Here is a 12,968-nt window from a genome sequence, read left to right on the forward strand (position 1 = left end):
TGACGTAAAAACGGCGTGCAGGCCGTCGCTCCGACAGCCGGCACGCCGCTAGAGCGACACTTACGCTTGCGCCGATGCGCTCGCGAGTGCCTCGAAGCTCACTTCCTTGTCCGTCACCTTTGCCTTGCCCAGCACGAAATCGACGACGTTGCTTTCAACGACGAACGCTTCCATCTCGGCGAGGCGCTGCTGGTTGGAATAATACCAGCGGACCACTTCCTTCGGGTCTTCGTAGCTCTTCGCGAACTCGTCGACTTCCGCGCGGATCTGTTCCGGTTTCGCTTCGAGGCTGTTCGACTTCACAAGCTCGGCCAGCACGAGGCCCAGCTTCACGCGACGCTCGGCCTGCTCGGCGAACATCTCGGCCGGGATCGGTGCGTCCTTCGCGTTCGGCACGCCGCGCTGCGCCAGATCCTGGCGAGCCATTTCGACGAGGCGTTGCTGGTCCTGCTCGATCAGCGCCTTCGGCACGTCGAGTTCGGAAATCTTCAGCAGCGCGTCCATCACCTGGTTCTTGACGATCGACTGCGTGCGGCGCTTCGCTTCGCGCTCGAGGTTTTCCTTGATCTCGCCGCGCATCTTCGTGAGGTCGCCGTCTTCGATGCCGAGCGACTTCGCGAATTCGCCGTCGATTTCCGGCAGGTGCGGCCACTCGATCTTCTTCATCGTGACCGTGAATTGCGCGGTCTTGCCCGCGACGTCAGCACCGTGGTAATCGTCCGGGAACTTCAGGTCGAACGTGCGCGATTCGCCGGCCTTCAGGCCCAGCGCCGCGGTTTCGAATTCCGGCAGCATGCGGCCTTCGCCCAGCACGAACGGGAAGTCTTCGGCCGTGCCGCCCTGGAACGCGACATCGTCGATCTTGCCGACGAAGTCGACCGTCACGCGGTCGCCGTTCTTGGCTGCGGTATCCGCGCCGCCGTCGCCGTGCTCGCCGGCTTCGCCGCGTGCGTGGAAGTGCACGCGCTGCTTGCGCAGGATGTCCAGCGTGCGGTCGATTTCGGCGTCGCCGATCGACGTCGTCGAGCGCTCGACTTCAGCCGTCGCCAGATCGCCGATCTTCACTTCCGGGTAGACCTCGAACGTCGCGTCGAACGCGTATGCATCCTCAGCCTGCTCCTGCTTCGGCTCGAAGCTCGGCTGGCCGGCAACGCGCAGGTTTTCCGCGCGGCTGATCGTGAAGAATTCCTGGCCGATCTTGTCGCTCAGCACTTCGGCTTCGACCTGACCCGCGTACTGTTGCGCGACCATCTTCAGCGGCACCTTGCCCGGGCGGAAACCCGGCATGCGCACGTTCTTCGCGAGTTTCTGGATACGGGCGTCGATTTCCTTCTGCACCGTGTCTTTCGGCAGGGAAATCGTCACGCGGCGTTCAAGCTTGCCGAGGTTCTCAACAACGTTAGCCATGGCTTCAATCGTCCTAAAATTATTCGAGCGAATCGGGTTTTCCTTGCCGTGCCTGCCTGCGGCGCTACTGCGACACGCATACACGCCGCGCCGGAGCGCCACGCCATCCCTGCACGCGCCGGATGGCTAGCGCAAGCGGCTCGGAGCACGGCTTTGGCCGGAAGAATCGACTATTCTAGCAAACAATTTTCCTCGCACCGCCAGTTCGGCTCGACGCGCATGCGTCCCCGCCGTGTCGGCAGCCCCTTTCACGGCAATGCGCGCGGATCGCCGCTATGCCGAACGCCGTATCCACCGCGGGCCCGCCATCCTGTAAGCTCCGATTAGGGTGCGCCGCCGTCGCGCCCCATTAATTCTTCACACCAATCACGCCTTCCGGAGACACCATGCCGCAACACCCGTCCGCGCCTGTCGTCGTCATCGCGCCCGATTCGTTCAAAGGCTCGCTTTCCGCCGAGCAGGTCGCGGACGCGATCGCCGGTGGCATCCGCCGCGCCCGCCCCGACGCGGTCGTGCGCTGCTGCCCGATGGCCGACGGCGGCGAAGGCACGCTCGACGCGATGCTGGCAGGCGGCGGCACGCGGCGCTCGCTGCGGGTGGCCGGCGCGTCGCTCGCGGCACGCGACGCGGCGGTCGGCGTGATCGACGCGCGCACCGCGATCGTCGAGACGGCCGAGGTCGTCGGCATTACGGACCCGGTCGGCATGAGCGTGCCGGTCGACGCGCGCAGCACGCGCGGGATGGGCGAGGCGATCCGCGCGCTGCTCGACGACGGCGTGCGCCGCTTCTTCGTCGCGCTCGGCGGCAGCAGCACCAACGACGCGGGCGCCGGGCTGCTCGCGGGCCTCGGCCTGCAATGCCTCGACGCGGGCGGCCAGCCGGTCGAGCCGGTGCCGTCGCGGCTCGCCGAAATCGCGCACATCGACGCGTCGGGGCTCGACCCGCGCCTGAAGGAAACGGAATTCGTCGGCATGTCCGACGTCGACAACCCGCTGACGGGCGCGCACGGCGCGACCGCCGTGTTCGGCCCGCAAAAGGGCGTGACGCCCGCGCAGGTTGCGACCCTCGACGCCGCGCTCGGCCATTTCGCCGACCTGCTCGAGGCCGCGCTCGACCGGCGTGCTCGCGACCTGCCCGGTGCCGGCGCCGCGGGCGGCCTCGGTTTCGCGCTGCACATGCTCGGCGCGCAGTTCGAAGCCGGCGCCGAAGTGGTCGCGCGGCAGGTCGGGCTCGACGCGGCGCTCGCCGGCGCCGACTGGCTGATCACCGGCGAAGGCCGCTCCGACGTGCAGACGCTGCACGGCAAGGCGCCGTTCATCGCGTGCCGGCACGCGCAGGCCGCCGGTGTGCCCGCGTCGCTGCTGTCCGGCGCGGTCGACCCGGCCGCGCTGCCGCGCCTGTCCGAACATTTTTCCGGCTGCTTCTCGCCGGCTCCCGGGCCGATCACGCTCGACGTCGCGATCCGCGACGCGGCGAACCTGCTCGCGAACGAAGCGGAGCAATTGACGCGCCTGAAATACGGCGCACACTGACCGTTGACCCGAGCGCGCGATACAGGAACAATCGGGCCCGCCCTTTTTCTTCAGGATTCGACATGAAAGGCCGTCAAGCCGGGCTCGATCAGTATCTGACCTATCGCCTCCACGCGCTCACGAAGCGATCCGACCGCGGGATCGGCGAGGTGTACCGGCACAAGCTCGACATCTCGCTGCCCGAAGCGCGCGTGATCGCCGCCGTCGGCGCGTTCGGTCCGTTCTCGATCATGGATCTCGCGCGCCACACCAATCTCGACAAAAGCCAGGCGAGCCGCGCGGCCGAAGCGCTGCTGCGCCAGGGGCTGCTCGAACGCAGCGCGAGCGACGAGGATGGCCGGATCGTGCTGATCGCGCTGACCGCCGACGGCCGCGCGCTGCATCGCAAGATCATGCCGATCGTGCGCAAGTGGAACGACGGGCTGCTCGCGTGCCTGTCCGACAGCGAACGCCAGACGTTCGAGCGGCTGCTCGACAAGGTCGTCGCGCACGCAACCGAGCGGGACGACTGAGCCGCGTGACAGGCTCGGCGTCGCCAGACGGGCGAGCGCAGCCGGAAGCATTCATCCGACGAATTCGACAGGCCGGCCGGGCCGCGTAACCCGCGACCCGGCCGGCCCGTTTTGCATCAGGCGGCGGCACCCCGCAACGATCGCGCTTTGCCGCGTGGCATGCGAGCGCGCATCCCGCCGTCACCTAAGCGTTACAGCCCGCTGTTCGCCGCACGCTGGCGCAGCAGCCCGAGCACCGCATCGCAATACGGAGTCGGCACGTCGAGCTTGCGCCCGAGCTCCGGAAACACGCCGAGGATCGGCCCGATCTCGAGCGAACGCCCCGCTTCGAAATCCTGCAGCATCGACGTCTTGAACGCGCCGAGCTTGCGCGTGACCGCGATCCGCTCGGGCCCGCTCATCCCCGTCGTCAGGCCGAGCTTCGCGCCGATTGCGGTGGCCTCCCCCATCATCCGCAGCGCGAGTTCCTGCGTGAACGGATCGTCGAGCAACTGCTCGGCCGTCGACCCCGTCAACGCGCTCAACGGATTCATGTTCATGTTGCCCCACAGCTTCGTCCAGATCTCGGTCCGGATCGCCGGCGTCGACTCGACGTCGAAACCACCCGCCGCGAGCGCCGCGGCAAACCGCGCGGTGGCCGCATCAAGCCTCGGATCGGGTGCGCCGACGATCAGCCGGTTGCCGCGCCCGCGACGCACGACGCCCGGTGCGTCAGTGCTCGACGACAGGTGCACGACGCAGCCGATCGCCTGCGCGGGCGGCAGCGCCGCCGACACGGCGCCGGCCGGATCGACCGCGTCGAGCGGCACGCCGTCGATCGGCCCTTCGAGCCCGTGCATGAACCACCACGGCAGCCCGTTCATCGCCGCGACGATCACGGTGTCCGGCCCGACCAGCGGCGCAATGCGCGCGGCCAGCGCCGGCAGCGCCTGCGCCTTCAGCGCGATCACCACGTAGTCCTGCACGCCGAGTGCGGATGCATCGTCGCTCGCGCGCACCGGCACCGACGATGTGACGCCCGCCTCGTCGATCACGCGCACGCCGTGCGCGCTCAGCGCGTCGAGCGTTGCGCCGCGTGCGTACGCGCTGACGGTCATGCCGGCCCGCGACAGCGCGGCCGCGAGCAATCCGCCGATCGCGCCGACACCGACCACCGCCGCGCGCACCGACCCTGAATTCGTGTCGTTCATGATGGAATTCCGTCTCCTGGGAGCTGACGAGCATAACGCTCAATAGTTGCGGACACAACCATTTCGGCGGCAGCGCGCCACGCGCCTGTGTTCGTGCCATTCAGCGCGGCTCGCCGCCCGCTTCCACCGGTTCGTCGTCGGCCGCGCCGCCCGTCGCGCCGAGCACGCTCGCGATCTGGCTCTTGTCGTGCATGCCGAGCTTGCGGTACGCGCAACGCAGGTAGTGGCGTACGGTCGTCGGCGAAATTGCCATCTGTTGCGCGACTTCCTTGTGCGAACGGCCAGCGCCGTAATAACGGATCGCCGCGAGTTCGCGCGGGCTCAACCGGTCGAGCAGCGAGCGCGGCCGCGCTTCGATCTGGAACAGCCCCGCGACAGGCACGCACTGGATGCGCAGCGCGTCGCCGACGAACGGCTGGCCCGACTGGCGCCGCAGGTGCCCGACGAGCGCCTCCGGCACGCGCGTGCCGGCCCATGCCGGCCATTCGGCGCGCAGCACGTCGTCGAAACCATGATCGGCGTGATGGAGCACGCCGAAGTTGTCGCACAGCGCACGTGCGGCCGGTGCAACCGTATCGCCACGCTCGCGCGTGAGCTGCGCGGCGCGATTGATCGTGAGCGCGGCCGCGAGATGCGGAATCACTTCCTCGAAACGGCGCGCATCGTCGTCGCCGAACGGGCGATTCAGGCCCTGGCGGTAGATCGACATGAACGTCGTCAGGCCGAAGCGGCGATCGAGCGTGCACACGCACATCAGTTGCGCGAGCCCGTACTTCACGCACCAGTCGCGAAACCGCGCATCGAGCCCCGGCTCGACGACCGACAGCCGCACCGCGCGTCCGTGTGCGCCGCGCAGCGTGCGGTGCGCGAGCGGGTCGCAGTCGCGTACGCGCTTCCAGTCGCTGAAGAACGCGTGCGGCAGGCGGTACAGGAAGCTGTTGTGCATCACGGGGCCGGTGGACGCGTGCGTCGCGACGCCGGTCCATGCGGCATCGAACGGGACGAGTGCCTGCAGCAGCGTAAAGAAGCGGTATTCGAATTCGCCGATGCCCGACTGCGCGGCGACGGCATACAGGTCGAGCAGCATCAGCCCGAGTTCGCGCTGCGATGCGTCGCCGCGCGCGACGCCGCCGAAATCGGCGCGACGCGAAGGCAGCGGCGGCCACGCGAATTCGTCGAGCACGATGGCGGCCGGCACGTCGCGCAGCGCTTCGAGATCCTGCCCGGTATCCGTCGTGATCCTCACCTTCCGCTCCCCTGCCCGATCGGGCCGCTGATGCGCGCAACGCAGACCGCCGATTATAGCGAGCGGCTTTTTTGGCGGGCCACGGTGCCGGAACCGGCGGCAACCCCATCCATTTGAACGGTGCGCGGCACGTTGCTGCTCCGCAGCACGGCGCGCTGCGGCATCGCATCGCGTTCATGCCGCGCACCGCGGGTTTTCCGCACCGTTCATCTGTACGACTGTTCGATGGTTTTCCCGCTGCGGACACTGCGTCGCGACAACACCAACGACAAACCGATGCAGGACGGTATGGAGAACCCCACGTGACGAAACCCCGCTTCATCCGCACGGCCACGGCCGCCGCGACGCTCGCCGTGTGCAGCGCCGCCGCGCACGCGCAGTCGACCCTCACGCTGTACGGCGCGCTCGACGCCGGCGTGCAATACCTGACGCACGCCGATGGGCGCCACTCGGCCGTGCAGTTGCAGAACTACGGCATCCTGCCTTCGCAGATCGGGCTGAAGGGCAACGAGGATCTCGGCGGCGGCTGGCGTGCGCTATTCAAGCTCGAACAGGGCCTCAACCTCAACAACGGCACCGCGACCGTGCCCGGCTACGCGTTCTTTCGCGGCGCGTACGTAGGCATCGCGGGGCCCGTCGGCACCGTCACGCTCGGCCGGCAGTTCAGCGTGCTGTTCGACAAGACGCTGTTCTACGACCCGCTCTGGTACGCGTCGTACAGCGGCCAGGGCGTGATCGTGCCGATGAACGCGAACTTCATCGACCACTCGGTCAAGTACCAGTCGCCGACGTTCGCCGGCTTCGACGTCGAGGCGCTCGCCGCGACGGCCGGCGTCGCCGGCAATACGCGCGCCGGTCGCGTGCTCGAACTCGGCGGCCAGTACACGAGCAACGGCCTGTCGGTCAGCGCAGTGCTGCATCAGGCGCACGGCGACGTGTCGGCGGCCGACGACGCGTCGGCGCGCCGCCGCGAACTCGGCACGCTCGCCGCGCGCTATGCGTTCGCGACACTGCCGCTCACCGTCTACGCCGGCGTCGAGCGATTGACAGGCGACCTCAACGCGGCGCGCACGATCGTCTGGGGCGGCGCGCGCTACCTGAGCCCGAACGGAATCGGCCTGAACGCGGGCGTCTACCACACCGACTCGCGCACGCCGGCGATCGGCCATCCGACGCTGTTCATCGCGAGCACCACGTACGCGCTGTCGAAACGCACCGTCGCGTACGTGAACCTCGGCTACGCGCGCAACAGCGGCCAAAGTTCGCAAACCGTCTACGAATACGACCCGACGCCGCTCGCCGGCGCGTCGCAGTTCGGCGCGATGGTCGGCATGTACCACCTGTTCTGATTCCCCAACGAGATCCCGCCATGAAAACCCTGTCTCCGGATGCCGCACTCTCGCCCGACGGCCACGCGTCGACGTTCGCGCGCTCGACGCTCGTCGCGCTCGTCGTGTTCGCGGCCATCACGCCGCTGCTGCTGCTCGTCGCGCCGGCCGTCGCCGGCCAGCTCGCGACGCAACTCGGGCTCTCTGCGTCGCAGATCGGCACTTACTTCTTCGTCGAACTCGGCGCGTTCAGTCTCGCGACCGTGCCGTCATACCTGTGGCTCGGCCGCGTCGACGCGCGCCGCGTTGCCGCCTGCGCGATCGCGCTGTTCGGCGCGGGCAACCTGCTGACCGCACTGTGGATGCCGGGTTTCGCCGCACTGCTCGCGCTGCGCGCCGTCACCGCGCTCGGCGGCGGCTCGCTGGTGGTGCTCTGCATGACGAGCGCGGCGACGAGCAGGAACAGCGATCGCGTATACGGGCTGTGGGTCGTCGGCCAGTTGGTCGCGGGCGCGATCGGCCTGTTCGTGCTGCCGCATGTGTTCGCCGCGTTCGGGCTGCGCGCGCTGTACATCGCGCTCGCCGCGCTCGCGTTGCTCGTGGCACCGTTGTCGCGCGGTTTTCCGTCGTCGCTCGGCACGCGGACGGCGCCTGCTCAAGCCGCACACGGCACTGCAAGGCATCCGCCGCGAAGCGTCGTCGTGTTCGCAATCGGCGCGGTGCTGACGTTCTATCTCGCGATCGGCAGCGTGTGGACCTTCGCGAGCCGCGCGGCAGCCGAGGCCGGGCTCGATCCGCAGTCGACCGGCAACGTGCTCGCGATCGCGAGCGTGATGGGCATCGCCGGCGCGGCGCTCGCGTCGTGCGCCGGCGGCCGGCTCGCGCGGCGCGCGATGCTGGCCGCGGGTTACGCGTTGCTCGCGGCCTCGCTCGTCGCGCTCGCGGCGATGCGGCACGCGGGCGGCTACAGCGCGGCGATCTTCGCGTTCAAGTTCGCGTGGACCTTCGTGCTGCCGTTCATCCTCGCGACCGTCGCGCAGGTCGACACGTCGGGCCGCCTCGTCGCGACGCTCAATTTCGTGATCGGCGCCGGACTCGCGGCCGGCCCGCTGCTCGCCGGGCTGATGCTCGACGCCGGCGGCACGATGCGCGCGCTGTTCGCGGCCGCGACGGCCGTCGCGATCGTTTCGTTCGCCGCGCTGCGCCATATCGATCGCCGCACGCCCCCTTCCGTTTCCTCCCAACCGTGACAGGTCACACACATCCATGAATCGCACTGCCTTCTTCACCGACGAACGCACTTTCTGGCACACCGGCGGCACGCACGCGCTGTTCTTCCCGGTCGGCGGCTGGGTCCAGCCGCCGTCGAGCGCGGGCTACGCGGAATCGCCCGATTCGAAACGCCGCTTCCTGTCGCTCGTGCAGGCGTCGGGCCTTGCCGCGCAACTCGACCTGCGCGGCGCCGAGCCGGCCTCGACCGCCGACCTGCTGCGTATTCACCCAGCGCGCTATCTCGACGCGTTCCGCGCACTCAGCGACGCGAACGGCGGCGACCTCGGCGATCTCGCGCCGTTCGGCAAGGGCAGCTACGAGATCGCCGCGCTGTCGGCTGGCCTCGCGATCGCGGCAGTCGACATGGTCGTCGGCGAGCGCGCAGCCAATGCGTTCTCGCTGTCGCGACCACCCGGACATCACTGCCTGCGCGACCGCCCGATGGGCTTCTGCATGCTGGCGAACATCCCGATCGCGATCGAGGCCGCCCGCGCGAAACACGGCATCGAGCGCGTCGCGGTGATCGACTGGGACGTGCATCACGGCAACGGCACGCAGTCGATCTACTACGACGATCCGGACACGCTGACGATCTCGCTGCACCAGGACCGCTGCTTCCCGCCCGGCTACAGCGGCGCGGACGATCGCGGCGAAGGCGCGGGTGTCGGCGCGAACCTGAACGTGCCGCTGCTCGCGGGCAGCGGCGACGACGCGTATCGCCATGCGTTCGAGCGGATCGTACTGCCGGCGCTGGAGCGTTTCCGGCCCGAGCTGATCGTCGTTGCGAGCGGCCTCGACGCGAGCGCGGTCGATCCGCTCGCGCGCATGCAACTGCATACCGACAGCTACCGGTTCATGACGCATGCGGTGAAGGATGCCGCGCAGCGCCATTGCGGCGGGCGGCTCGTGATCGTTCACGAAGGCGGTTATTCGGAGGCGTACGTGCCGTTCTGCGGGCTCGCGATCGTCGAGGCGCTGGCCGGCATTCGCACCGACGTCGCCGATCCGATGCTCGACCTCGCGATTGCGCAGCAGCCGGGCGAGCGGTTCGTCGCGTTCCAGCGCGGACTGCTCGACGAACTGGCTGCGTCGTTCGGGTTATGACTTGTCATGCTCGGGAATGAACATGACGGGGCCGGCATGCGTCGGCCCTTGCGCGATCCGTGCGGATGGGGTTTCCTGTGCGTTTACCCCTGTTCCGGCCCGAGGCCGCACTCTTCCGATGAAATCGTCCCCGCGCGATAACAACGACAATGCCAAAACGCGCCGCCAGCCTTCGAAACTGGTCCTGAACATCGCCGCCGTGGCGGTCGGCCTCATCACGTTCGCGATCGGCGCGGCGTGGGTGATCTATAGCTGGGTCGTCGATCGGGAGGCGCAGTACTTCGCGATCCCGCTGGTGTTCTCGGTGCCGGTGATCGTGGCGGTCGCGATCCGGAGCTTCTGGGAATAGGCGCGCCAGAAACGAACAAGCGCCGCGGTCGGGCGACGCGCGGCGCTTGATATCCGGCATGTTTCAGTCGAAGCGGCGATCCCTGCGGTTCGCTGGCGAGCCGGTCACAGGCCGGGGCGCGGGCACGGATTGGGGGCTGCGCCCTGATATCCGCCGGCGACGGCACCCAGCGCGGCGCCGGCCAGCGACGTGCCGAGCGCTTTCAGCACGTTTTCCGTCGACAACGGCTCACCGCTCGACATCACCCGCCCCGAGTAGGCGGAGCACGCTGACGACGCTGCGACCGTCTGCACGGGCTTGGCACTCCATGCGACGTTGTCGGCAGGCGTCGCGGCAAAAGCCGGCGCGGCCAGCATCAGCGCGAAAATGGAAATCGGCAAGCGTACGGTGTTCTTCATCGGTGGCCCCTCGGTTTATGTGCTGCTTGTATGAATCGTGGTCACGATATTACACGCGCCCGAATTTCAGTGTGCGCTCGTCCGGGCCCGCATGCCGGGAACGATGGTCATAAACAAAAAAGCGCTGCGGTCAGCCGACCGGCAGCGCTTTTTCGGGAACGTCACCCTGACGGGTGCTCGTCCGACTTCTGGTGCGTGAGGCCGGACTCGAACCGGCACACCCTTGCGGGCGTCAGGACCTAAACCTGGTGCGTCTACCAATTTCGCCACTCACGCGAATTTTTCTGTCGCCTGACCGCGCGGCACGCAAGATGCGTTCTCCACGCGCCCGGGACTTCATGCCGGCCCGAAACCGGCACGCCCGATCAGGCGAGCGCGAGATTCTACCCGATCCGTGCGGCCTTGTCTCGCCCTGCCGGCACCCGTCGTGCAGCGGTGCTAGAATGCCGCGCTCGACGTTTCGGCACCGCGCCGCCGCGCGTCCCCCGAACCCGCCCCCACACGATTCCGCCCGTGAACTTCGACGACTACTGTCAGCAAAAGGCCGCCCCCGCGGGCTCCAGCGTCTATTACGCGTTGCGTCAGGCGCCGCTCGCCACGCAGCCGCGCCTGACGGCGCTGTTCGCGCTGCGCCGCGAACTCGAGGAAACCGTCAAGGAAACCAGCGACCCGACCGTCGGACACACGAAGCTCGCGTGGTGGCACAAGGAACTCGCGGCGCTGACCGACGGACAGCCGTCGCACCCCGTCACGAAGGCGCTTGCGCAGCATCATCCGGCGATCGCCGCCGAAGCCGACACGTTGCGCACGCTCGTCAATGGCTACGGGATGGACCTCGAACAGGCGCGCTACCTCGACTTCGCGAACCTGCAGCGCTACATCGCGCAGGTCGGCAGCACCTTCGCGTCGCTGGTCGCGCGCGCCAGCGCCGCGAACCCGGCCGACCCGCAGCCGTGGGCCGCGGACGCCGGCCGCGCGCTGATGCTCGCGCAATTCGTGCAGGAACTCGGCAACGACGCGCGCCACGGCCGCATCTACCTGCCGATCGACGAACTGCAGCGCTACAACGTGACCGCGGCCGATCTGCTGAACCGCCGCTACAGCCCGGCCTTCACCGAGTTGCTGCAATTCCAGACGGCGCGTGCGCGCGAAGCGCTCGCGACCGCCGACGCAGCGATCCCCGCATCCGAACGCCGCACGCAGCGCACGCTGCGCGCGCAGATCGCATTGGCCGGCGCGCTGCTCGACGAAATCGGGCGCGACGGCTACCAGGTGCTACACCAACGCATCGCGCTGACGCCGATCCGCAAGCTGTGGATCGCATGGCGCGCCGCACGCCGGCGCTGAACCCGACGCATCACGCCTTCAACAACGGCAGCGTGTCGAAGCGCTGCTGCAGCACGCGCGTCGCGTCGAGCCCCCACCACGGCCCCAGCACGGTCGCGTAGAGCTGGCGGAAATCGACCGCGACCGGCAGGTTGCCGTTGCCGTCGAGCCGCCCGAGCGCCGGTGGCGCGCCGTACAGCCCGCCTGCCACGCGCCCGCCCATCACGAAATGCGGAGCGGCCGTACCGTGATCGGTGCCGTTGCTCTGGTTCTCGCGCACGCGCCGCCCGAATTCCGCATACGTCATCACGAGCGTCTGGTTCCAGCGCCCGAGTTCGATCAGCGCACCGCGCATCGCGCTCATCCCTTCCGCAAACTGCTTGAGCAACGCGGCCTGCTGCCCCGGCTGGTTCTGGTGCGTGTCGAAGCCGTTGAGCGTCAGGCGCAGCACCGCGACGCCATCCTGCGCGCCGGGCCCGGACGCTTCGCACGCGGCCAGCACCTGCATCGCGGTCTTGACCGACGTGCCGAACGCGCCGGCCGGAAACGCCGTCTTGAATTCACGCATTCCACCGCGCGGGCGCAGCCGGTCGGCCGCCTTCACGATGTCGTTCTCGACGTCGATGATGTGCGCGAGCGCCGGGTTCTGCTCGCGCAGCGACGACGGCTCGGCGAGCCGGGCCGCACGGATGAACTGTGCGGGATTGACGAGCGCGATCGCGCGCGCGCCGTTCGCGAGCGGCCCCATCTCGGCGCTGCCGAGCACGACGCCGTCTGCCGCGAAACCGGGCGGCACCGGTGCCTGCGCAAACGTGCGCGTGAGCCAGCCTTCGTGCAGGTACTGGTCCGAACGCGACGCGGTATCCCAGATCTCGATCGAGCGGAAATGCGACAGGTTCGGCTGCGGATAGCCGACACCCTGCACGACCGCGACCTGACCGTCATGCCACAGCGGCATCAGCGGCGCGAGCGACGGATGCAGCCCGGTGTGCGCGTCTAGCTGCAGCACCTGCTCGCGCTTGATGCCGATGCTGCGCCGGAACTGGTAATACAGCGGATCCGCATACGGCACCACCGTGTTAAGGCCGTCGTTGCCGCCCTTCAGCTCGACGAGGATCAGCACGTTCGCATACCCGGCCGCCGGTTGCCGGCCGGCCGGCGCCACCGATGCCGCCAGCGCGGGCGCTTGCCACATCGACACGCCCGCCGCAGCCGCAGCACCCGTCAGCGTCAGAAAATCACGTCGGTTCATCGCGCATCCTTTGGTTCGCCGCCCGGCACCTTTGCTGCACCGGCGCTCCGAT

At 68.6% G+C, this 12,968-nt stretch carries 12 protein-coding genes and 1 tRNA gene; 7 read left to right on the top strand and 6 right to left on the bottom strand.

Annotated elements, in window-relative coordinates; all coding sequences use genetic code 11:
* Positions 1–60 precede the first annotated feature (60 nt).
* Positions 61–1,407, bottom strand: coding sequence for a trigger factor (gene tig / locus R9B84_RS10080; RefSeq protein ID WP_423757857.1), 1,347 nt, complete (start codon positions 1,405–1,407; stop codon positions 61–63).
* Positions 1,408–1,793: 386 nt separating this feature from the next.
* On the opposite strand from tig, the gene R9B84_RS10085 reads away from it, so the two are divergent.
* Together R9B84_RS10085 and R9B84_RS10090 are read left to right on the top strand one after the other, a co-directional pair.
* A complete protein-coding gene (locus tag R9B84_RS10085) occupies positions 1,794–2,939 on the top strand; it encodes a glycerate kinase (protein WP_423757858.1) in 1,146 nt (381 codons plus the stop codon).
* Between the two features lie 62 nt (positions 2,940–3,001).
* Positions 3,002–3,451 carry a MarR family winged helix-turn-helix transcriptional regulator gene (locus R9B84_RS10090; protein WP_047900934.1) on the top strand — a complete coding sequence of 150 codons (450 nt, stop codon included), beginning with the start codon at positions 3,002–3,004 and terminating at the stop codon, positions 3,449–3,451.
* Between the two features lie 191 nt (positions 3,452–3,642).
* On the opposite strand, the gene R9B84_RS10095 is transcribed toward R9B84_RS10090, so the two are convergent.
* A complete protein-coding gene (locus R9B84_RS10095) occupies positions 3,643–4,641 on the bottom strand; it encodes a 2-dehydropantoate 2-reductase (RefSeq protein ID WP_423757859.1) in 999 nt (332 codons plus the stop codon).
* Between the two features lie 100 nt (positions 4,642–4,741).
* Entirely contained in the window at positions 4,742–5,887 is a 1,146-nt protein-coding gene (locus tag R9B84_RS10100) for a response regulator transcription factor (RefSeq protein ID WP_423757860.1), read from the bottom strand.
* Between the two features lie 302 nt (positions 5,888–6,189).
* Here R9B84_RS10100 and R9B84_RS10105 point away from each other — a divergent pair, with 302 nt between their 5' ends.
* The 4 genes from R9B84_RS10105 (at position 6,190) to R9B84_RS10120 (ending at position 9,940) form a co-directional block, all read left to right on the top strand.
* Positions 6,190–7,236, top strand: a complete 1,047-nt coding sequence (locus R9B84_RS10105) for a porin (RefSeq protein WP_423757861.1) — start codon at positions 6,190–6,192, stop codon at positions 7,234–7,236.
* A 20-nt stretch (positions 7,237–7,256) separates the two neighbouring features.
* Positions 7,257–8,465: an MFS transporter gene (locus R9B84_RS10110; protein ID WP_423757862.1), complete on the top strand. Its 1,209-nt coding sequence runs from the start codon at positions 7,257–7,259 to the stop codon at positions 8,463–8,465.
* Positions 8,466–8,481: 16 nt separating this feature from the next.
* Positions 8,482–9,591, top strand: a complete 1,110-nt coding sequence (locus R9B84_RS10115; protein ID WP_423757863.1) for a class II histone deacetylase — start codon at positions 8,482–8,484, stop codon at positions 9,589–9,591.
* A 118-nt stretch (positions 9,592–9,709) separates the two neighbouring features.
* Positions 9,710–9,940 carry a hypothetical protein gene (locus R9B84_RS10120; protein WP_152857543.1) on the top strand — a complete coding sequence of 77 codons (231 nt, stop codon included), beginning with the start codon at positions 9,710–9,712 and terminating at the stop codon, positions 9,938–9,940.
* 104 nt (positions 9,941–10,044) lie between these two features.
* Here R9B84_RS10120 and R9B84_RS10125 read toward each other — a convergent pair whose 3' ends face one another.
* On the bottom strand, positions 10,045–10,338 hold the full coding sequence (locus tag R9B84_RS10125; protein WP_423757864.1) for a hypothetical protein: 294 nt from the start codon (positions 10,336–10,338) through the stop codon (positions 10,045–10,047).
* Between the two features lie 189 nt (positions 10,339–10,527).
* Positions 10,528–10,614, bottom strand: a tRNA-Leu gene (locus R9B84_RS10130).
* A gap of 237 nt (positions 10,615–10,851) precedes the next feature.
* Here R9B84_RS10130 and hpnD point away from each other — a divergent pair.
* The gene (hpnD, locus tag R9B84_RS10135; protein WP_423757865.1) at positions 10,852–11,685 is read left to right on the top strand and encodes a presqualene diphosphate synthase HpnD; all 834 of its coding nucleotides are present in this window, start codon (positions 10,852–10,854) and stop codon (positions 11,683–11,685) included.
* A 10-nt stretch (positions 11,686–11,695) separates the two neighbouring features.
* On the opposite strand, the gene R9B84_RS10140 is transcribed toward hpnD, so the two are convergent.
* Positions 11,696–12,916, bottom strand: a complete 1,221-nt coding sequence (locus R9B84_RS10140; RefSeq protein WP_423757866.1) for a DUF1501 domain-containing protein — start codon at positions 12,914–12,916, stop codon at positions 11,696–11,698.
* Positions 12,917–12,968: the final 52 nt, after the last annotated feature.

Source organism: Burkholderia sp. NLJ2 (genome assembly GCF_049487195.1).
In the GTDB taxonomy this organism is placed as follows: domain Bacteria; phylum Pseudomonadota; class Gammaproteobacteria; order Burkholderiales; family Burkholderiaceae; genus Burkholderia; species Burkholderia pyrrocinia.

Coding starts and splice junctions, on each gene's coding strand:
- tig (WP_423757857.1), bottom strand. CDS start 1,407: ATGGCTAACGTTGTTGAGAACCTCGGCAAGCTTGAACGCCGCGTGACG.
- R9B84_RS10085 (WP_423757858.1), top strand. CDS start 1,794: ATGCCGCAACACCCGTCCGCGCCTGTCGTCGTCATCGCGCCCGATTCG.
- R9B84_RS10090 (WP_047900934.1), top strand. CDS start 3,002: ATGAAAGGCCGTCAAGCCGGGCTCGATCAGTATCTGACCTATCGCCTC.
- R9B84_RS10095 (WP_423757859.1), bottom strand. CDS start 4,641: ATGAACGACACGAATTCAGGGTCGGTGCGCGCGGCGGTGGTCGGTGTC.
- R9B84_RS10110 (WP_423757862.1), top strand. CDS start 7,257: ATGAAAACCCTGTCTCCGGATGCCGCACTCTCGCCCGACGGCCACGCG.
- R9B84_RS10115 (WP_423757863.1), top strand. CDS start 8,482: ATGAATCGCACTGCCTTCTTCACCGACGAACGCACTTTCTGGCACACC.
- R9B84_RS10120 (WP_152857543.1), top strand. CDS start 9,710: ATGAAATCGTCCCCGCGCGATAACAACGACAATGCCAAAACGCGCCGC.
- R9B84_RS10125 (WP_423757864.1), bottom strand. CDS start 10,338: ATGAAGAACACCGTACGCTTGCCGATTTCCATTTTCGCGCTGATGCTG.
- R9B84_RS10140 (WP_423757866.1), bottom strand. CDS start 12,916: ATGAACCGACGTGATTTTCTGACGCTGACGGGTGCTGCGGCTGCGGCG.